The 18,194-nt window shown below is 30.9% G+C and carries 21 protein-coding genes and 12 tRNA genes; 10 read left to right on the plus strand and 23 right to left on the minus strand.

The annotated features are described in order from the left end of the window. Positions 1 to 248: 248 nt before the first annotated feature. Entirely contained in the window at positions 249 to 917 is a 669-nt protein-coding gene (locus tag IAA47_02005; GenBank protein ID MBU3841767.1) for a Crp/Fnr family transcriptional regulator, read from the minus strand. Between the two features lie 76 nt (positions 918 to 993). Between IAA47_02005 and IAA47_02010 the strand changes: the two genes are divergently transcribed. Beyond that, the gene (locus IAA47_02010) at positions 994 to 1,347 is read left to right on the plus strand and encodes a DUF2089 domain-containing protein (protein MBU3841768.1); all 354 of its coding nucleotides are present in this window, start codon (positions 994 to 996) and stop codon (positions 1,345 to 1,347) included. Between the two features lie 150 nt (positions 1,348 to 1,497). Here the strand turns inward: IAA47_02010 and IAA47_02015 are convergent, their stop codons facing one another. Beyond that, complete coding sequence (locus IAA47_02015; protein ID MBU3841769.1) at positions 1,498 to 1,989, minus strand: dCMP deaminase family protein; 492 nt, start codon at positions 1,987 to 1,989, stop codon at positions 1,498 to 1,500. 137 nt (positions 1,990 to 2,126) lie between these two features. Between IAA47_02015 and IAA47_02020 the strand changes: the two genes are divergently transcribed. The 7 genes from IAA47_02020 to IAA47_02050 all read left to right on the plus strand — a co-directional run bounded on the left by IAA47_02020 (position 2,127) and on the right by IAA47_02050 (position 7,890). Further along, a complete protein-coding gene (locus IAA47_02020; GenBank protein MBU3841770.1) occupies positions 2,127 to 2,630 on the plus strand; it encodes a hypothetical protein in 504 nt (167 codons plus the stop codon). Positions 2,631 to 2,700: 70 nt separating this feature from the next. After that, positions 2,701 to 3,585 (plus strand): ROK family protein, encoded by an 885-nt coding sequence (locus IAA47_02025; GenBank protein MBU3841771.1) that lies wholly within the window; start codon positions 2,701 to 2,703, stop codon positions 3,583 to 3,585. A gap of 132 nt (positions 3,586 to 3,717) precedes the next feature. Continuing rightward, on the plus strand, positions 3,718 to 4,134 hold the full coding sequence (locus IAA47_02030) for a HutP family protein (protein MBU3841772.1): 417 nt from the start codon (positions 3,718 to 3,720) through the stop codon (positions 4,132 to 4,134). A gap of 233 nt (positions 4,135 to 4,367) precedes the next feature. Beyond that, the gene (locus IAA47_02035) at positions 4,368 to 5,336 is read left to right on the plus strand and encodes an ABC transporter substrate-binding protein (protein MBU3841773.1); all 969 of its coding nucleotides are present in this window, start codon (positions 4,368 to 4,370) and stop codon (positions 5,334 to 5,336) included. A 12-nt stretch (positions 5,337 to 5,348) separates the two neighbouring features. Beyond that, positions 5,349 to 6,239 (plus strand): ABC transporter permease, encoded by an 891-nt coding sequence (locus IAA47_02040; protein MBU3841774.1) that lies wholly within the window; start codon positions 5,349 to 5,351, stop codon positions 6,237 to 6,239. Then, positions 6,205 to 6,981 carry an ATP-binding cassette domain-containing protein gene (locus IAA47_02045; GenBank protein ID MBU3841775.1) on the plus strand — a complete coding sequence of 259 codons (777 nt, stop codon included), beginning with the start codon at positions 6,205 to 6,207 and terminating at the stop codon, positions 6,979 to 6,981. The genes IAA47_02040 and IAA47_02045 overlap by 35 nt, the downstream gene beginning before the upstream one ends. A gap of 84 nt (positions 6,982 to 7,065) precedes the next feature. Next, positions 7,066 to 7,890, plus strand: a complete 825-nt coding sequence (locus tag IAA47_02050; GenBank protein ID MBU3841776.1) for an Mrp/NBP35 family ATP-binding protein — start codon at positions 7,066 to 7,068, stop codon at positions 7,888 to 7,890. 64 nt (positions 7,891 to 7,954) lie between these two features. On the opposite strand, the gene IAA47_02055 is transcribed toward IAA47_02050, so the two are convergent. From IAA47_02055 to IAA47_02115, 13 genes are all read right to left on the minus strand, one after another. Next, a complete protein-coding gene (locus IAA47_02055) occupies positions 7,955 to 8,323 on the minus strand; it encodes a YccF domain-containing protein (protein MBU3841777.1) in 369 nt (122 codons plus the stop codon). Positions 8,324 to 8,407: 84 nt separating this feature from the next. Further along, a tRNA-Asp gene (locus IAA47_02060) sits at positions 8,408 to 8,484 on the minus strand. A 6-nt stretch (positions 8,485 to 8,490) separates the two neighbouring features. Further along, positions 8,491 to 8,566, minus strand: a tRNA-Val gene (locus IAA47_02065). A gap of 8 nt (positions 8,567 to 8,574) precedes the next feature. Continuing rightward, positions 8,575 to 8,650: transfer RNA gene (locus tag IAA47_02070), tRNA-Phe, on the minus strand. 5 nt (positions 8,651 to 8,655) lie between these two features. Continuing rightward, a tRNA-Ser gene (locus tag IAA47_02075) sits at positions 8,656 to 8,739 on the minus strand. A 26-nt stretch (positions 8,740 to 8,765) separates the two neighbouring features. Continuing rightward, positions 8,766 to 8,840, minus strand: a tRNA-Glu gene (locus tag IAA47_02080). A gap of 2 nt (positions 8,841 to 8,842) precedes the next feature. Beyond that, positions 8,843 to 8,919: transfer RNA gene (locus IAA47_02085), tRNA-Ile, on the minus strand. 9 nt (positions 8,920 to 8,928) lie between these two features. Beyond that, positions 8,929 to 9,005: transfer RNA gene (locus tag IAA47_02090), tRNA-Arg, on the minus strand. A gap of 5 nt (positions 9,006 to 9,010) precedes the next feature. Continuing rightward, a tRNA-Lys gene (locus tag IAA47_02095) sits at positions 9,011 to 9,086 on the minus strand. A gap of 10 nt (positions 9,087 to 9,096) precedes the next feature. Further along, positions 9,097 to 9,172, minus strand: a tRNA-Gly gene (locus IAA47_02100). A gap of 19 nt (positions 9,173 to 9,191) precedes the next feature. Continuing rightward, positions 9,192 to 9,268, minus strand: a tRNA-Met gene (locus IAA47_02105). A 5-nt stretch (positions 9,269 to 9,273) separates the two neighbouring features. Further along, positions 9,274 to 9,362 (minus strand) — tRNA-Leu (locus IAA47_02110). An 83-nt stretch (positions 9,363 to 9,445) separates the two neighbouring features. Beyond that, positions 9,446 to 9,757 (minus strand): GIY-YIG nuclease family protein, encoded by a 312-nt coding sequence (locus IAA47_02115; GenBank protein ID MBU3841778.1) that lies wholly within the window; start codon positions 9,755 to 9,757, stop codon positions 9,446 to 9,448. A gap of 115 nt (positions 9,758 to 9,872) precedes the next feature. On the opposite strand from IAA47_02115, the gene IAA47_02120 reads away from it, so the two are divergent. Further along, on the plus strand, positions 9,873 to 11,213 hold the full coding sequence (locus IAA47_02120; protein ID MBU3841779.1) for a DUF1576 domain-containing protein: 1,341 nt from the start codon (positions 9,873 to 9,875) through the stop codon (positions 11,211 to 11,213). A gap of 13 nt (positions 11,214 to 11,226) precedes the next feature. Then, entirely contained in the window at positions 11,227 to 11,724 is a 498-nt protein-coding gene (locus IAA47_02125) for an NUDIX hydrolase (protein ID MBU3841780.1), read from the plus strand. Positions 11,725 to 11,757: 33 nt separating this feature from the next. On the opposite strand, the gene IAA47_02130 is transcribed toward IAA47_02125, so the two are convergent. The 8 genes from IAA47_02130 to IAA47_02165 all read right to left on the minus strand — a co-directional run bounded on the left by IAA47_02130 (position 11,758) and on the right by IAA47_02165 (position 18,146). Next, positions 11,758 to 12,501 (minus strand): ATP-binding cassette domain-containing protein, encoded by a 744-nt coding sequence (locus IAA47_02130; GenBank protein ID MBU3841781.1) that lies wholly within the window; start codon positions 12,499 to 12,501, stop codon positions 11,758 to 11,760. After that, positions 12,498 to 13,232 carry an ATP-binding cassette domain-containing protein gene (locus IAA47_02135; protein MBU3841782.1) on the minus strand — a complete coding sequence of 245 codons (735 nt, stop codon included), beginning with the start codon at positions 13,230 to 13,232 and terminating at the stop codon, positions 12,498 to 12,500. The genes IAA47_02130 and IAA47_02135 overlap by 4 nt, the downstream gene beginning before the upstream one ends. Then, positions 13,229 to 13,990 carry an ABC transporter permease gene (locus IAA47_02140; GenBank protein ID MBU3841783.1) on the minus strand — a complete coding sequence of 254 codons (762 nt, stop codon included), beginning with the start codon at positions 13,988 to 13,990 and terminating at the stop codon, positions 13,229 to 13,231. The genes IAA47_02135 and IAA47_02140 overlap by 4 nt, the downstream gene beginning before the upstream one ends. Continuing rightward, positions 13,987 to 14,904 (minus strand): ABC transporter permease, encoded by a 918-nt coding sequence (locus IAA47_02145; GenBank protein ID MBU3841784.1) that lies wholly within the window; start codon positions 14,902 to 14,904, stop codon positions 13,987 to 13,989. The genes IAA47_02140 and IAA47_02145 overlap by 4 nt, the downstream gene beginning before the upstream one ends. Before the next feature lies 1 nt (position 14,905). Beyond that, positions 14,906 to 16,396, minus strand: a complete 1,491-nt coding sequence (locus IAA47_02150) for an ABC transporter substrate-binding protein (GenBank protein ID MBU3841785.1) — start codon at positions 16,394 to 16,396, stop codon at positions 14,906 to 14,908. A gap of 134 nt (positions 16,397 to 16,530) precedes the next feature. Next, complete coding sequence (locus tag IAA47_02155) at positions 16,531 to 17,535, minus strand: FUSC family protein (GenBank protein ID MBU3841786.1); 1,005 nt, start codon at positions 17,533 to 17,535, stop codon at positions 16,531 to 16,533. Between the two features lie 23 nt (positions 17,536 to 17,558). Further along, entirely contained in the window at positions 17,559 to 18,029 is a 471-nt protein-coding gene (gene ybaK, locus IAA47_02160) for a Cys-tRNA(Pro) deacylase (GenBank protein ID MBU3841787.1), read from the minus strand. 41 nt (positions 18,030 to 18,070) lie between these two features. Next, positions 18,071 to 18,146 (minus strand) — tRNA-Asn (locus tag IAA47_02165). Positions 18,147 to 18,194: the final 48 nt, after the last annotated feature.

Below are 18,194 nucleotides of genomic sequence, written 5' to 3' on the forward strand. Positions count from 1 at the left end.
TGAGCCAGGATCAAACTCTTCGTTCAATCTATTTAACTCAGTAAAATTTACTGATTATTTATTACACCAATTTATTGTTGTGTTTGCATTTATTGTCTTTCTCTATTCTGTTGCTAATGTCCTTATTTATTCATCTGTGCCGCTCTCTCGCGGACAAAGATTATAATATCATAAATAATATTTTTCGTCAACACTTTTTTTAAAAAATTTTATTCTTTATTTAGATAATAAACAACAAAGTATTAATTTTACTTTATTTTTAATAGTTTTTCCCTTGAAAGAATTTTATATTTTCCCTTTTCAACTCTCTCTATAACTCCCTCTTCTATAATATTTTTTATTACTCTTGAAAGTGATGGACGACTCACATTAAAGTATTCCGATAACTCTTTTATTGAATTATTGAAAATTATTATTCCATCTTTTTCATTTTTTAACATATATTCTACTAATTTTTGATTTATAGTCTTATTACTCAAACTTTCCCATAGATTTTTTGATAAAAACTGTGCCTTATTACTTATCTCATCTAAAAATATTTTTAAAATCTTACTGTTACTTTTTAGCAATTCAACTACTTCATTTTTTTCAATAAAAAGCACTTTTACTTTAGATTTAGCTACTAAATCTATAGGAAATTTATTTACATTTCCAAAAATAAATGCTGAGGCAACTATTCTTCCTTTTCCTAGTTCCTCTATTTTTTTAACATTTCCATCATCCTTCAACATCTCTGCTACCAGTATTCCTTCTAAATTGATATAAACACCATCTATATCATCACCTCTAAAAGCCACATACTCATCCTTTTGAAAATTTAAAATTTTATATCTACACTTCTCAATTATATTTTCAAATTCACTATCCTCTAATCTAAAAAATAGATCTGTATTTTTAATCAAATTTTTTTCTTTCAATTTCATATTCTCCTTATAAAATATTTATGATATAATATCTTTTAAATTATTATATCATTAGTTTTAGGAGTTTAAAATGAAAAAATTTATTATTCTTTGCCCAGCTTGTAAGAAAAAAATGAAGATTTCTGATAAATCTGCAAAATATAAATGCCCTCACTGTGGAGAAATATATAAGTATAACTTTCCTAAAAGAGTTTTTTATAATATAAAAGATATTTTCGATGGTATTGGTCAAACTTTTTCAGATATAAAATTCAATATGAAGAAAAAATATTCTGATGCTAAGGCTACATATCAATATATGAGTCAAATGAGAAAACATATGAAAAATGACCCAAATTGGTCTCAATATAGAAAAGAACAGCAAGAGATGAAGGATGTTTCGCCTAAAAAATCTTTCAAAGACTTTTTCAGAAAGAAAAAATAGAGCATTTAGATATAGAAGTTAGATTAACTTAGCAAAAGATAATAAAACTCTAAATAAACAGAATTTTATTTTTACTCTTTAAGCTTTAGTTAATCAACTTCTTCTAAACTAAAATAATTTTTAATAAAAGAAAATTTAATAATTCTGCTCTTAATAATCTTTCTCATCAAAAGATAATTCAATCTTATTTATCTTTGATTTTAACTGTCTAAATTTTACTCCTGCTGAATTTAACATTTTTTTAGAGGCAGTATTTGACTCTGTTCCATCATATTTATCTGATAAATATACCAACTCTTTTATTCCACTTTGAATTATAGCTTTACTACACTCATGACAAGGAAAAAGAGCAACATATATTGTACAATTTTTTAAAGTTTTAGTACTATTCAATATAGCATTTAATTCAGCATGACAAACAAATGGATACTTAGTTTCTAAAAACTCTCCCTCTCTTTCCCAAGGATATTCATCATCACTACACCCTATAGGTAATCCATTATATCCTACCCCAACAATCTTTTTTTCTTCATTAACAATACAAGCTCCCACTTGTGTATTCGGATCCTTACTTCTTTTTCCAGAAAGAAGAGCTATCCCCATAAAATACTCATCCCACTCTATATAATTTTCCCTCTTCATTTTACCCTCCATAATTTAAGTCGACTTTTTAATTATATAATACCAATATTTTTAAACTTTTTCAAAAATTTCTTTATCTAATTAAATAAAAATTTGTTAAAATATAACTACTATAAACTTACTGGAGGTTATTAAGTATGAAAAAAGCGTTTTTACTCTTTTTAATTATCTACATATCATCATTTTCAATAAAGGATTTCAATGGAATTAACTGGGGGGATACTGGTAATGATCTAAGTATCATATTCCCAAAAATAGAAAAAGAACCTACTCTTGATGAAAATACTACAATTCTATCTGTTGAAGATCCAAAGGAAAATATTGAAAAGTATCAATTTTACTTAGTAAATGATTCCCTGACTAAAATTAGAGTTGTCTTTGACAATGAAAAAATTGGAACTAGACAATTACAAAATCTTTATCAACGGCTTTTGAAAGATATTGGCTCACCTGTTCTTAAATTTCCTATCTCTAAAGATGTAGGTAATTTCCATTTAAAGGGAAATACAATTAAATTTATTCCTGATTCTGAAACAATCATATATTTTACTGGTCTTGATTCTATAGACGAGTTGGGAAAGATGTTTGATTCAAATCTATATCTAGATTATATTCCTGCTCAAAGTAATTATGATTTCTAAAAACAAAGGAAATTCAATTTTTTTGTAGTAAATATAATATATACTATAATATTAAAGGAGGAAGATTTTTATGAAATTTGGAGCTATTGATGCAGGTGGAAAAAAATTTATTTGTGGAATAACTGATGAAAAAGGAAATACTCTTGAAAAAATAAGTATTCTAACAGAGACTCCAGAAAAAACAATACCTCTTGTTATTGAGTTTTTCAAAGATAAGGATATTGCTGCTCTTGGAATTGGATGTTTTGGTCCTCTTGATTTGAATCCTCAATCTGAGACTTATGGTTATATTACATCCTCTCCCAAAACAGCTTGGAAAAATTTTGATTTATTCGGTACTTTAAGAACAGCTTTAAATATATCTATTTTCTTAGATACAAATATCAATGCTGCTATCTTAGGAGAAGCTACTTGGGGAGCTGGGAAAGGATTAAAAAATTCTATATATATGACTATTGGAAGTGGTATAGGTGGCGGAGCTATCGTTGAGGGAAAGCTTGTTCACGGAATGTTGCACCCAGAGATGGGACACATTTTTGTAAGTAGACACCCTCGTGATAAGTTTGCTGGAAACTGTCCTTTCCATGGGGGAAACTGCTTAGAAGGAATGGCATCTGGTCCAGCTATTGAAAAAAGATGGAATAAAAAATTAGAATCTTTAGGTGAAAATCACCCTGCTTGGGATTTAGAGGCCTTCTATATAGCGCATGCCCTTGTTAACTATATATTAATACTATCTCCTGAGAAAATAATTCTTGGTGGAGATGTTATAAAACATAAACAACTCCTTCCAAAAATTAGAAAAGAGGTAGCTAAGCTATTGAACGGCTATGTCCAAAGTGATCTGATTGCTAATAAAATAGATGAATATATAGTTACACCAGACTTAGGAGAAAACTCTGGTTTCTTTGGAGCTGTTGCCCTTTGTATAAAAAATTTTAAATTTACTCTTTAAATATATCATAAATATATATTTTTTCAATCGTTTTATACAACTTTTTAAACATTCTTATTTTTAATTTTTCTGTTAGTTTTTTAGATTTTTTGATATAATATAGATATAAAATTTTGAAAGTGAGGAGTCTTTATGCAATATAAAAGTAAGGATATAGCTAGGGTATCTATAGAGATGGCTATGAGTAATAGAGAAGAGGAACAAGAGCTAAAAGATAAATATATGAAAAGAGAGATTAAAACTGCTGCTGTTGATATTGGAGGAAATGTTGTTGACTCTATCCCAAAAATCTTAGAAAGAACATTAGTCGCTGCTAAAAGAAATGGACTTATAACTGAATCACATGTATATGAAGGAGCATTAACTGGGGCTACTAGAGAGGCTATTGATCAAATTTTAGATAAATCTGTAGGCTTCAATGTTGGTGGAAAAATTGGTATAGCTAGATACCAAGAACACCTGTCTGTATGTATATTTTTAACTATTGGAATGTTCAGATTAGATGAGGTTGTTATAGGGCTTGGGCATAGAGCTGTTCCTAATGAATAAAATTAAGGGTTGACATTTAAAAAAAATTTATATATAATCAATGAATATAAAATGTAGAATAGTAGAATAGTTGTAGGAATAAGAAAATTTTGTAGAATTGTAGGATAGTAGTAAAATAAAATAGTAAAATTATAGTGTAGATAGATTTACCTATATCTTTTTAATATATTTTGTTAATTACCTTTTTACAATTCTTGTAAAAAGGTTTTTTTATTTCCTCAAGAGGAGGATTTATGAAAAAAACAGTAGTACAGAAGTCAAAAAAAATAATTGGAATGATGATATTTTTTATTTTTAGTATCATATCCTATGCCAATGAAAAAACTTTTAATATTGGTATATCTCAATTTGCAGAACATCCAGCACTAGATGCTGTAAGAAAAGGTTTTGAAGATGAATTAAAGAATCTTGGTGTAGATGCTAATATAGATTATAAAAACTCTCAAGGAGATACTGGAACAGCTGGTATGATAGCTCAAAAATTTGTTGCTGATAAGAAAGACCTTATATTTGCTATAGCCACTCCTTCTGCACAATCAGCTAAGCAAGCAACTGATACAATACCTATTTTATTCAGTGCTGTTACTGATCCTGTAAGTGCACAACTTGTTGATTCACTTGAAAAAGTTGGAGGTAACATCAGTGGAACTTCTGATGCTGCTCCTGTTGAAAAGCAACTAAGCCTTTTTAAAGAGATCAATCCTAAAGTAAAGAAAATAGCTGTTATCTATAATACTAGTGAGGCTAACTCTGAAATTCAAATTGCTAAGGCTAAAGAGATTGGAGAAAAATTAAATCTTGAAATTATTCCAGTGGGAGTAAATAATATCAATGATATTCCTCAAGCTGTAAACTCAGTTGTTAGAAAAGTAGATGGATTTTACACTATTACAGATAATATAGTTGCTTCAGCTATCAATTTAATTTCAAAGGCTAGTATCAAGAATAAAAAATTAACTATTGGTGCTGAGGAGGCTCATGTACAAGGTGGAATTCTTATGACAGATGGGCTTAGTTACTATGAGCTTGGAAGACAAACTGGAGCCATGGCTAAAAAAATTCTAGTTGATAAGGTTTCAGTAGAAAATCTACCAGTAGAAACATCTAAAAATACAACAAAAGTTGTGAATAGAAAAACTTTAAAAAATTTAAATCTTTCAGAGAGTTTACCTGTATTTTCAGGGGCTACATTTGTAGATTAGAGAGGAGATAAAATGGGAGCTTTATTATCTATATCTTTGGAGCAAGGATTAATATTTGCAGTTCTTGCAATAGGAGTTTTTATCACATATAAAATACTTGATTTTCCAGATCTATCTGTAGAAGGAACTTTTCCTTTTGGAGCATTTATTTTTTCAAAATTTATGTTAATAGGTTTAGATCCAATTACCAGTACAATATTGTCATTTGTTTTTGGTTCATTAGCTGGGGTTATTACATATGCACTTCATATTAAAATGAGAATTGCACCAATATTAGCTGGGATACTTACGATGACTATTCTTTACTCTGTTAATTTAAGAGTAAATGGAAAAGCCAATATTCCTCTATACAATTACTCTTCTATCTTTGATTATGGAAATACAATAGTTATCCTTGTAATTATTGTACTATTAATCAAACTTCTGATGGATATATTTTTAAAAACAGAGAGAGGATATCTTTTAATAGCTACTGGAGATAATGAAACACTTGTAAAATCTCTAGGTGTAAACTGTAATACATATAAGTTGTTAGGACTTATGCTATCTAATGGAATTGTTGCTGTTAGTGGTGCTCTTATGGGACAACTTCAAGGATTTGCTGATATTAATATGGGGGCTTCTATCATAGTATCAGCTCTTGCCTCTATTATAATTGGAGATACCTTCTTAAAAAATTCTAAAAAAATAAATGGAACTAGTAGAGCTATCTTAGGGGCTATTATCTACAAAATTATAGGTGGACTTGCTTTAGAAGTAGGGCTTGCTCCTACTGATCTCAAAGCTATTAGTGCTATTATTGTTATTCTTTTTATTGGTTATAATAATATGTCTATTTTAGGTTTTATCAAAAAAGGAGGAAAAAAAGATGCTACAAATAAAAAATTTATCAAAGAGTTTTAATGTTGGAACTGAAAATGAAACAACTATATTCAATAATTTTAACTTTACAGTTAAAGATAGTGAGTTTGTAGCTATCTTAGGAGCTAACGGGTGTGGAAAATCTACTCTTTTTAATCTAATAAGTGGTTCTTTAGAAAATGATGGTGGTTCTATTTTATTAGATGGTATAGAGATTGGAAAACTTAGAGAGGAAAAAAGAGCTTTCGGCATAAGTAAAATTCATCAAGATCCATCTAAAGGTGTTTCTCCATCTCTTACAATACTAGAAAATATATCTTTAGCTAGTAAAAAATGTGAAAAATTTTCACTTAAAAGACTAATACAAAAAAATAAAATTGAAAATTATATTAATTTACTCAAAGAGGTTGAATTAGGTTTAGAAAATAAGCTAGATACACAAGTAAAATTCTTATCAGGTGGACAAAGACAAGCTCTATCACTTATTATGGCAACTATGAAAAAGCCTAAACTTCTACTCCTAGATGAGCATACCTCTGCCTTAGATCCTAAAACATCTAAAGTTATTATGGAAAAAACTAAACAACTTATAGATAAACAAAAAATAACTGCTCTTATGATTTCACATAATCTTAGAGATGCTATAAAGTATGCTGACAGAATAGTTATGCTTGATAAGGGAAAGGTTATCCTTGATATTCCTAGTAAAAATGTAACTGAAGAGGAATTACATAAAATATATACTCATAAAATTAATAACTCTCCTATATCTATTGCAATCTAATAATTATTATTTTAAATTTGACAAATCCATATTATGAGTGTATGATTAAAAAATAGTAATTGTTAATTTAAGGAGGAAAAATAGATGTCAAATTGTAGTACTTGTCCTTCAAACGGTGCTTGTACAAAGGACAAAGAGAGTTGTGGGATTGTTAACAATCCATTAAATAATATAAAAAATGTAATTGGAATCATGAGTGGTAAAGGTGGAGTTGGAAAATCAACTGTTACTACACTACTTGCAAAAGATTTAGCAAAAAGAGGTTATAAAGTTGGTATAATGGATGCTGATATAACTGGACCTAGTATCCCTAGACTTATGGGAGTTAGTGGACAGATGGCTATAGGAGATGGTACTAACATCATTCCAGTAACATCTAAAGAGGGAATTAAAATTATCTCTCTTAACTTATTACTTCAAGATGAGAGTCAACCTGTAGTGTGGAGAGGTTCTATCATAAGTAGTGCTGTAAAACAATTCTGGGAAGAGGTATTATGGGGAGATCTTGACTATCTTCTTATAGATATGCCTCCTGGTACTGGAGATGTAGCCCTTACAGTTATGCAATCTACTCCTATCAATGGAATTGTAATGGTATCTGTACCACAAGATATGGTATCTATGATTGTAGCTAAAGCTGTTAATATGGCTAAAAAAATGAATGTTCCTGTAATAGGAGTAGTTGAAAATATGAGCTATATAGTTTGCCCTGGTTGTGAAACAAAAATAAGCTTCCATGAGGAATCTGGAGCTCATGATTTCTTAAAAGATATGGGGTTACCTCTTCTTGGAGAGTTACCTATGACTAAGGGATTTGCAAAGATGACTAGAGGAGAGGAATGTGTAGACTCATCTGCTTTATTCACTCCTATAGCTGATAAGATATTAGAAGGAATTAAAAAATTATAATTTAATAAAAAGAGAAAGCTACTAAAATGATTTAAGTCATTTTAAGCTTTCTCTTTTTTTCATACTATCTTAAAGTATATTTATATGGATTAAATGCTACTTGAACCAGTTTAAAATTTTGTATTCCAAATGGTATTCCTACGATTGTGCAACATTGAGCTATCCCTATTAATAGGTGAGATAGTGCTAACCATATTCCCGCAAATATTATCCATAAAAATGCACTAATTGGTCTTGCTGGCTCTCCATAATTACTTTGTAACTCAACTCTTTTTCCAAATGGTGTAAGACATGATCCTGCCATCTCAAAACACCCTCTAGCAAAAGGTATTGTTACTATAAAGATAATACATAAAACTCCTGCTATCACCCATTCTAATGCTAAAACTAAACCACCGAAAAAAAGCCATATTATATTTAATAATGTGCTCATTTTACCCCTCCTTTTTATTTGTTGATGAATCCTCTTATATATATGTAAAAAAAGACGTACATAAGTACGTCTTACATATCAAAATGGCGGGAGTGACGAGGGTCGAACTCGCGACCTCATGCGTGACAGGCATGCGCTCTAACCAACTGAGCTACACCCCCATATAATGGTGGTCTCAACAGGACTTGAACCTGTGACCCCCTGCTTGTAAGGCAGGTGCTCTCCCAACTGAGCTATGAGACCTTTTTAAGTGGTGCCCAGAGGCGGAATCGAACCACCGACACGGGGATTTTCAGTCCCCTGCTCTACCGACTGAGCTATCTGGGCATATCTGGCGGAAGATCAGAGATTCGAACTCTGAAGCCTTGCGGCGCCGGTTTTCAAGACCGGTTCCTTACCAATTAGGATAACCTTCCAACCTTAGAAACACTTATTATAATAATGGTACCCCGTAGGGGAATCGAACCCCTGTTTCCAGAGTGAAAATCTGATGTCCTTACCACTGAACGAACGGGGCAGTGGTGGATCCAGCTGGAGTCGAACCAGCGACCACTCGGTTATGAGCCGAGTGCTCTGACCAACTGAGCTATGGATCCAATTTTTAATGGCGTGTCTGAAGAGATTCGAACTCCTGACCCACGCCTTAGAAGGGCGTTGCTCTATCCAGCTGAGCTACAGACACATAAATGGTGCGTCATACAGGATTTGAACCTGTGGCAACACGATTAAAAGTCGTGTGCTCTACCAGCTGAGCTAATGACGCATCTTTAAATTGGAGCGGGAAACGAGGGTCGAACTCGCGACATTCAGCTTGGAAGGCTGACGCTCTACCAACTGAGCTATTCCCGCATATCATTGTATTCTTTTTTGGTGGCGGGGGAAGGATTTGAACCTGCGACCTTCGGGTTATGAGCCCGACGAGCTACCAGACTGCTCTACCCCGCGTTAAGTGGTGCCTAGAGCCGGAATCGAACCGGCACGGTAACTAAATACCACAGGATTTTAAGTCCTGTGCGTCTACCTGTTCCGCCATCCAGGCATTTTTGCTTTAACACTTTCGTGTTTCAGAACATGTATTATATTATCATAAATTTCATTTCCTGTCAACACTTTTTTTATTTTTTATTTTATTTTTATTTCAACACCTATTTTTTCTTTTAATTCAACAGCTAATAACTCTTGATTTATAAGGAAGAACTCCTTTTTTTGTTTAATTAAACTTTTTATATAAATTTCTATTTTACTTGCCTCTCCCCTGCTTTGACATTGAAAATATATCTCTAAATTTTTCACTCCTTTAGCCTTTGTATATTTTGCTCCCCTTCCTACTTCATGCTCCCTATATCTTCTCTCAACATCAGTTGTTATTCCTGTATATAAACTTTCATCCTTACATCTAATCATATATACATAGTAATCTCTCTTATTTTCCATATATCTATATTACTATATTTTTTTATTTTTGAGTACTATTTCTCTAAATCATTGTTTGACTTTTTACATAAAAAATAATAATATTTAATTAAGAATTTTTTATTTGGAGGATTTAATGGACAATTTTAATAATAATCGAATTAAAAAGATTAAGTTTGTCTCTTTCTCTTTGATTACAATTATCATCTTGGGTTTCATTGGATATGTTATCTACGAAAGAGAAAATGTTTTAACTGGTATTTTAAAAATAATAACTTCTCCTGCTGTTTTAATTACAGATTTTCTAGTTATTGGTGGGATTGGAGCTGTATTCTTAAACGCATTTTTAATATTTCTTTTCAACTTTACACTAACTAGATTATTAAAAATAGAGATAACTGGCTTAGTTATAGCTTCATTTTTTACTGTCTTTGGTTTCTCTTTCTTTGGAAAAAATATACTCAATATCCTCCCTTTTTATCTTGGTGGAATACTATATAGTGTCTTTGAACATATTGATTTTAAGGAGGTTTTTGTCACTATATCCTTTACAAGTGCTTTAGCTCCCTTTGTCAGTGAAGTTGCCTTTAGAGTGGATACTACAGATACCTCTTATATCAATGCTATCGCTTTAGGTATTGTTATAGGTTTTATTGTAACTCCACTTGCAAAAAAAATGGCTGGTTTTCATGAGGGATTTAACCTCTACAATTTGGGATTTACTGGAGGAATACTTGGAGCTGTAATCACTTCAATCTTAAAGCTCTATAATTTCCAAATTACACCTCAAAGAATTATCTCTACAGAGTTTGACCTAGCATTAAAAGTAATCTGTACAGCTGTTTTCTTAGCTCTTATTATAATTGGTTACTTTATAAATAATAGCTCTTTTAAAGGGTATTTAGAACTTTTAAAAGACAGTGGACTAAAGTCTGATTTTGTAAAAAAATATGGTTTTGGATTAACTTTTATAAATATGGGAATAATGGGATTTGTTGCTACCGGGTTTGTTATCCTGATTGGAGAGACTCTCAATGGACCTCTTCTTGCTGGAATACTTGCTGTAGTTGGATTTTCTGCCTATGGAAAACACTTTAAAAATACTATTCCTATCTTGATTGGTGTATATATAGCTGGTTGGGGAAGTTCAACAAATGGATTTACAATAGCTCTTTCAGCTTTGTTTGGAACCTCTTTAGCCCCTGTAGCAGGTGTATATGGAGCAATATGGGGAATAATTGCCGGGTGGCTTCATCTTGCTGTAGTTCAAAGTATTGGGACTGTTCATGGTGGATTAAATCTATATAACAATGGATTTTCTGCCGGTATTGTAGCTGGTTTTTTACTTCCTATTATGGATATGATTAAAGATCACAAAGATAAAGAGAGAATAAAATATCTAAAAAGAAAAAAGCAACTGTATGACGCTATTACTGAGCAAAGAAAAAAATTTGAAGAGTTAGAAAATGATCTATAAAGGAGAGTTTATTATGAAATTAGAAGATTTAAAATTTTTAAAAATTGCAGTGGAGAAACACCCTACTACACAAACCACTTTGGAATATCTTATCAAACAAGATGCAATAGGAGCCTTAGTTGTAAATGCGGCAGGAACTAAAACTCTACTTGTAAAACAGTATAGACCGGGAATAGCTGGAGAGATGTATGAAATCCCTGCTGGACTTATTGAGGCCGGAGAATCTGCTATCTCTACTCTATATAGAGAGCTTGAAGAGGAAACTGGATATCTTCCAAAAGATTATAATATCATCTATACCCCTAAACAACCTCTTACTGTATCACCTGGATATACTCAAGAAAAACTATATATATATGTTGTACAATTAAAAGATGACTCAATCACTCCTCAAAATTTAAAATTAGATGAGGGTGAGGATCTAAGTGGTACTTGGTTTAATTTAGATGAGGTAGAAGATATATCTCAAGATATGAAAACTATACTAGCATTACATCTTTACAGAAAATAATATTAAAAAATTAATAAGGTAAGTAGTCACTACTTACCTTATTCCACTTAAAAGATATTTTCCATATTCACTTCGAGGTTTTGAAAAGAACTCTTCTACCTCTCTTATCTCCTGAATCTCACCCTTATATAGTACCATTACTCTATCAGATATATTATATACTACACCTAAGTCATGAGATATAAATATAAACGTTGTCCCATACTCTCTATTAAATCTCTTTATAAGCTCTAATATCTGTTTTTGAACTGCTAAATCAAGTGAAGCTACAGGCTCGTCACAAACTACTAACTTTGGTTTCAGTATCATAGCACAACCTATTACCACTCTTTGCCTCTGTCCTCCACTCAATTCATTTGGATACCTATTTCCAACTTCCTCTTCAAGACCAACTTCTCTCAATATATCTTTGACCATTCTAGAGATTTTTTCTCTATCTTTTTCTCCATTAGCTTTTAGAGGTTCTGCTAAAATATCCTTTATTTTCATAGCTGGATTTAAAGAGCTATAGGGATCTTGGAATATCATCTGAATATCTCTCTTCTCTCTCTCTTCTAGATTTTTACCTAAAAATATTATCTTTCCAGAACTTTCCTTTTCAATCCCTAGTATAATCTTTCCAATAGTTGATTTTCCAACTCCAGACTGTCCTATTATAGAGAATATCTCACCTCTTTTTACCTCGAAGGATATTCCTTTTAAGACCTCTCTTTTCTCCTTTGAAAATAAACCACCCTTTATATACTCTTTTCTTAATTTTTCAACTTTTAAAATCATTCTTCACCTCTTACCCAAAGACTCTTAGATAAGTTAATAAGTTTCTTTACATATGGATGTGATTGTTCTTCAAATATTTTTTCACAACTATTTTGTTCAACAATCTCACCTTTATACATTACATAAACTTTCTGAGCAAAATTTTGAATTGATTCTAAATCATGAGATATAAATAGTATTGATATACCTGTAGCTCTTTGAATATCCTTAAAAAGAGTTAATACCTCTTTTTTAGTCTTAAGATCTAAGGCTGTTGTTACCTCATCAGCTATCAACAATTCAGGACGTCCTATCATAGCTCCAGCTATTACTACTCTTTGTCTCTCTCCTCCACTTGTCTCATGAGGATATTTTTTTAATATTTTTTCTGGCTCTCTTATCCCTAATTTTTCTAATAAATTTAAAACTTCCTGTTCCCACTCTTTACTCTTTCCAAAATGTCCCTCATATATCTTTTTTAATTGATGCCCTATCCTTATAGTTGGATTTAATGAGGTAAAAGCATTTTGAAAAACAGCTCCAATTTTACAGTTTTTTTCAAATTTATCATAGGTAATCTTACTTCTTTCAGGTAAAATTCCCAATATAAACTTTGTTGTTAAAGTTTTTCCACTTCCAGATTCCCCAGCCAGTGCTACTATTTCACCATATTTTATAGAAAAGTCTATATTTTTTAAAAGTACCTTCCCATCAATTTCTAAGTTCAAACCTTTTATGTCAATTAACTTCAATACTTTCTCCCTCTTTTCTCCAATTTTTTTATCTGATATACAGTAAAAATTATTGCTAAACCTGGGGCTAATGTAAACCATGGAGCTGATAAAAAATAGGATTGAGATTGATTTAATATATTACCCCATGTTGGATATGGTGGCTGTATTCCCAATCCTAGATACCCTAAACTAGCCTCTGTCAATATTGCTCCTGCAAAACCAGTAGTGAAGGCTACAGATATAGGTTTTAATATATTGGGTAAAATATGTCTATATATAATTCTGAAATTTGATACCCCATAAGTTTTTACTACAACTACATACTCCATATTCTTCTCTTTTTTCACAAGCCCTCTAATTACATTTACACATCTAGGAATATATATTACAAAAATAGCAACTATTAAGGAGTGAAATCCTGTTCCCAATATTATTATTATTCCTAGAGCAATCAGTATACTTGGAATTGATATTATTACCTCTACTATAGACATCACTATCCAGTCTATAACCCCTCCATAATATCCAGCTAAGCTTCCTATGACAACTCCTGTTAAAACAGCTAAAAACACCGATAGAAAAGCTATAGAAAGGGTGTAAAAACTTCCCAATAGAAGTCTACTAAAAATATCCCTTCCTAAGTTATCACACCCCAATATATTTTTTAAATTGGGAGCTATTAAAATTCTACTCTCTTCCATAGCATAAGGATCTTGATAATAGAATATACAAACTATTATAAATAAAGCTAAAAGTATATAATTTACCTTTCTCATTCTCTCTCACTCCTTATTCTTGGATCCACTATAGAGTATACTATATCTATCCCAAAATTTATAATCACTAAAACAACAGAGGTATAAAAAATTAACCCCTGTATCAAAGGTAAATCCCTATTTATAACAGCAGTTATCATCAATCTTCCTATACCTGGGATTGAGAATATCTGTTCTATTATTACAACTCCTGTTATCAAATCTATTAACATTATTCCAACCAATGGAATTACTGGAATAATGGAGTTTTTAAGAATATATAAATTTAACCAAAATCTTTTTACTCCATTTACATAGAGATATTTTATATACTCCTCTCTCATCTCAATGTCTAAATTACTTTTTATATAGCTAGTAAAAACTCCAATGTTTGGAATAGCTATAACTATACACGGCAGTATTAACGATGAGATTGAGTTATTGTAGCCTACAGAAAACCATCTCAAAATTACACTGAATAAAAACATAGAGATTATTCCCAACCAAAAAGATGGTATTGAGATAAATAATCCGATTATAAAATCCAATACTCTTTTTATTGAAGCTTTTTTTATCTTATGAATAGCAAAGGATAGAGGAATAGATACCAGTAAAACTATTAAAATAGTCAATATTGCTATCTCTATAGTCAACGGTAATCTATCCAATATCAATTTTGAAACAGGCTCTCCATATTTAAAAGAGTTCCCAAAATCTCCTAATAAAACTCCTTTTCCCCAAATAAAATATCTTTCGATAAAACTTTTATTTAATCCTAGACTCTCCCTTAAAATTGCCACATCCTCTGCAGAGCTTTCTACACCTAAAATAGCTAAGGCTGGATCTCCAGGAATTAGCTCTAAAAGTAAGAAAGATATAGTTCCTATCAAATAGATGGAAAAAAGCATTTTTAATAGTTTCTTTATGTAATACATCCTACTCTCCAATTTTCATCTTAGCAAAATTAATATATGAAAGAGGATAGTACTCAAATCCACTTATTTTTTTATCCAATGAAGTTATTAATTCTGGATCCATAATATAGATAGCTGCTTGTCTATCTCTTAATATCTCTTGAGCCTCTTTATAATTTGCAACTATAACCTCATCAACAGTAGATTTTTTTGCTCCCTCTATCAATCTGTCATATTTCTTATCTTGAAAGTTAAAAAAGTTATTTTTATAATCACTTGTATATCTTCTAAGTATAGCATATGGATCTAACTTTCCTGTTAAACCAACTATTGTAGCTTCATACTTTCTTCCTGAATAGACTTCAGATAACCAAGTTGTCCATTCAACAGTCTCTATCTTTACATTTAATCCTATCTCCTTTAATTGTTCAGCTATTATTTGAGCTGTATTTACATGCATAGGATAGTTACTTGGTACTTTTATAGTAAAGGAGAAATTCTCATGCCCACTCTCTTTTAATAATTTTTTTGCCTCTTCAATATTTTGTTTTTCACCTATATTCTCAATAACATACTTTTTCATAACTGGACTCATATTTGTTTCCAATTTTATTCCATTTCCACCCATAACACTTTTGATGATCTCATCTTTATCAATAGCTAAGTTTATAGCCTTTCTAACTCTTTCATCATCAAAAGGGGCAACTTTATTATTTAATGCAAAAATTTGTACTGTATTTTGTGGTGCTGAAATATTATTGAAGTTTTTTAACTCATTCAATCTCTTAGCATCTACCCTTGAAAGCATATTTATCTCACCTGATAAAAGCTTTAAAAAGGCTGTCTCATTGTTTGGAACTACCAATACAGTTACCCTATCTATACTAGCTTTATCTCCCCAATATTCATTAAATTTTTCTAAAACAATTTGTTGCTCTCTATCATATTGTTTTATCATATATGGTCCTGTTCCAATTGGATTTTTATCCAACTCTTGAGCATTTTCATCTGGTACAATCCCCTTAGTTAGAGCATAAATAAAAGCAGAATCTGCTTCTTTTAATCTTATCTGAATTTCATCCTCTGATACTATATTTATCTCAGCTATCTCTTGAAATAGTGCACTTGCTGGTGGATTTCCATCTTTTCCTGCCATTCTATTCAATGAAAACTCAACATCTTTTACATCTAAAGGATTTCCATTATGAAACTTAATCCCCTTTCTTATTTTAAAAGTATATAGAGTTCCATCTTCAGAAACTTTATATGATTCCGCTATTGCTGGAATCAACTCTCCACTTGAACTAGGCATAAGTAACCCTTCAAAAACATTATACATTATCTCCTCAGTTCCACTAGATACCATCTTATATGGATTTAAGCTATCAATATCCATACTCATAGTTGTTTTTATCTCCTTTAGAGAACTCTTTTTTTCATTTCCACATGCTAAAAATAAAAAACTAGTTAGGAAAATTAATGTAACTCCAACTATTTTATTTAACTTTTTCATTATAACCTCCAATATCTATGTTCAGTTTTTCTATATACTATTTTAAATATAAATTAACACATTACTATTGTAGCATATTTTTTCATAAAAAAAGAGTATAACTTAAATTATTTTTATAATAATCTAGTCATACTCTATAATTTAATTGTTTTATCTCTATTTTTTAACTTTTCAAATATCTTTAAAAGATATACTACAAATAGTATTAATATAATTCCTATTCCTGTTCCTAAAACTCTATCCAAATAATATATTGTTGGAGTCAATTTTTCATTTGCATTGAGCATTATAAAAAGAAAAACTACCCCTCCTAAAGAGCCTGAAACTTTTATTATAGACTCTATGAAGATTAAAACTATAACAATTCCTATAGAGCTCCATACATTTCCTACCAAATTTAAAGTTATAAACAAAAATCCTATTATTCCACCAAAAATCGTACTTAAAAATCTCTCTCTTGTCTTCTTAAAAAGCTCTTTTAACTCTATATGAAAGGGAACTACAGAGGCTAAAGCACAATAATACATAGTATATTTAGTTACATATTTAGGATCTAGATATCCATTTAAAATATTGATCAAAAATACCCCTAAAATAACTGCTATTCCTGGTATGATAGCTCTCTTAAAATGATGATGCCACTCCTTAGGAGAATAGGCTTCTAATAAAATTGATTTTTTATGTTTATATCTATTATAGAGAGTTACAATAACAGCCACCATTACCGCTCCTATAGCCGTTCCTATCACTCTCTCTTCTAAGTATTGACTTGGACTTCTATTAGGATCTATATTGAGCATTATATAGGTAAAGGCAATACATCCAACTGTTGCTGGTACTTTCACTATCATCTCTGTTAAGAGACATACCACAATTAATCCCAACACATATAAAAACATATTTTCTTGAAATCCACTATAAGCAATCATACAAGCCACAGCTCCACCACAAAATGTAGTGATTGTTCTTTCATATGCCTGTCTTCTTGTTCGTGAATCACTTAAATTAGCTACATTTAAAGCTGCAATACCAGCATAAAATTTAGATAAGTTTAAAATTTGGCACATATATAAAGATATAAACAGTGCTATTGCAACTAAAATAGCTCTTTCTACAATATCCTTTAACTTACTATTCATAGTTTAGCCTCTTTTGATTTTTATTATACTATTATATCTCCAACTTGCATATTTAAGTATTCTATCAAATCGTTAGGATTAATTATTATTTGTAATCCTCTAACTCCTGCACTTATCATTATGTAATCCTTTGTCTTAGCACTTTGATGAATAAAACTTTGATGTCTCTTCTTTATTCCTATTGGGGAACATCCCCCTCTAATATAACCAGTCATATTAAAAAGTTCTTTTAGTTCCAACATCTCAACTTTTTTTACTCCAGCTACCTTAGCTAATTTTTTTAAATCTATTGTATCAGCTCCTGGAATACAAGCTACTAACATCTCTTTTTTCTCAGTAAGTAAAACTAAAGTTTTAAAAATCTTTGTAATATCCTCTCCTGTCTTTAAAGATACTGCTATGGCACTTAAATCATTTTCATCAACTTCATACTCTTTATAGTCATATTTTATTTTCTTTTTATCTAATTCTCTCATAGCATTTGTTTTCTTCATATTCCACCTCTGTAAAAAATTTTTACAAAAAATAAAAAAAATGGCGCTTCCTAATGGACTCGAACCATTGACACTGCGGTTAACAGCCGCATGCTCTACCGACTGAGCTAAGGAAGCACTCTTATTGAGAGCTTGGCAAGTTCCTATCCTCCCAGGAGGCTTCCC

The organism is Candidatus Fusobacterium pullicola, from assembly GCA_018883725.1.
GTDB classification, from domain to species: domain Bacteria; phylum Fusobacteriota; class Fusobacteriia; order Fusobacteriales; family Fusobacteriaceae; genus Fusobacterium_A; species Fusobacterium_A pullicola.

What these genes read in the sequence shown, in the direction of transcription:
- IAA47_02140 (MBU3841783.1), bottom strand. Translation starts at nt 13,990, where the DNA reads ATGAGAAAGGTAAATTATATACTTTTAGCTTTATTTATAATAGTTTGT.
- IAA47_02150 (MBU3841785.1), bottom strand. Translation starts at nt 16,396, where the DNA reads ATGAAAAAGTTAAATAAAATAGTTGGAGTTACATTAATTTTCCTAACT.
- IAA47_02130 (MBU3841781.1), bottom strand. Translation starts at nt 12,501, where the DNA reads ATGATTTTAAAAGTTGAAAAATTAAGAAAAGAGTATATAAAGGGTGGT.
- IAA47_02050 (MBU3841776.1), top strand. Translation starts at nt 7,066, where the DNA reads ATGTCAAATTGTAGTACTTGTCCTTCAAACGGTGCTTGTACAAAGGAC.
- IAA47_02025 (MBU3841771.1), top strand. Translation starts at nt 2,701, where the DNA reads ATGAAATTTGGAGCTATTGATGCAGGTGGAAAAAAATTTATTTGTGGA.
- IAA47_02045 (MBU3841775.1), top strand. Translation starts at nt 6,205, where the DNA reads ATGCTACAAATAAAAAATTTATCAAAGAGTTTTAATGTTGGAACTGAA.
- IAA47_02030 (MBU3841772.1), top strand. Translation starts at nt 3,718, where the DNA reads ATGCAATATAAAAGTAAGGATATAGCTAGGGTATCTATAGAGATGGCT.
- IAA47_02120 (MBU3841779.1), top strand. Translation starts at nt 9,873, where the DNA reads ATGGACAATTTTAATAATAATCGAATTAAAAAGATTAAGTTTGTCTCT.
- IAA47_02035 (MBU3841773.1), top strand. Translation starts at nt 4,368, where the DNA reads ATGAAAAAAACAGTAGTACAGAAGTCAAAAAAAATAATTGGAATGATG.
- IAA47_02020 (MBU3841770.1), top strand. Translation starts at nt 2,127, where the DNA reads ATGAAAAAAGCGTTTTTACTCTTTTTAATTATCTACATATCATCATTT.
- IAA47_02145 (MBU3841784.1), bottom strand. Translation starts at nt 14,904, where the DNA reads ATGTATTACATAAAGAAACTATTAAAAATGCTTTTTTCCATCTATTTG.
- ybaK (MBU3841787.1), bottom strand. Translation starts at nt 18,029, where the DNA reads ATGAAGAAAACAAATGCTATGAGAGAATTAGATAAAAAGAAAATAAAA.
- IAA47_02010 (MBU3841768.1), top strand. Translation starts at nt 994, where the DNA reads ATGAAAAAATTTATTATTCTTTGCCCAGCTTGTAAGAAAAAAATGAAG.
- IAA47_02155 (MBU3841786.1), bottom strand. Translation starts at nt 17,535, where the DNA reads ATGAATAGTAAGTTAAAGGATATTGTAGAAAGAGCTATTTTAGTTGCA.
- IAA47_02040 (MBU3841774.1), top strand. Translation starts at nt 5,349, where the DNA reads ATGGGAGCTTTATTATCTATATCTTTGGAGCAAGGATTAATATTTGCA.
- IAA47_02115 (MBU3841778.1), bottom strand. Translation starts at nt 9,757, where the DNA reads ATGGAAAATAAGAGAGATTACTATGTATATATGATTAGATGTAAGGAT.
- IAA47_02055 (MBU3841777.1), bottom strand. Translation starts at nt 8,323, where the DNA reads ATGAGCACATTATTAAATATAATATGGCTTTTTTTCGGTGGTTTAGTT.
- IAA47_02015 (MBU3841769.1), bottom strand. Translation starts at nt 1,989, where the DNA reads ATGAAGAGGGAAAATTATATAGAGTGGGATGAGTATTTTATGGGGATA.
- IAA47_02125 (MBU3841780.1), top strand. Translation starts at nt 11,227, where the DNA reads ATGAAATTAGAAGATTTAAAATTTTTAAAAATTGCAGTGGAGAAACAC.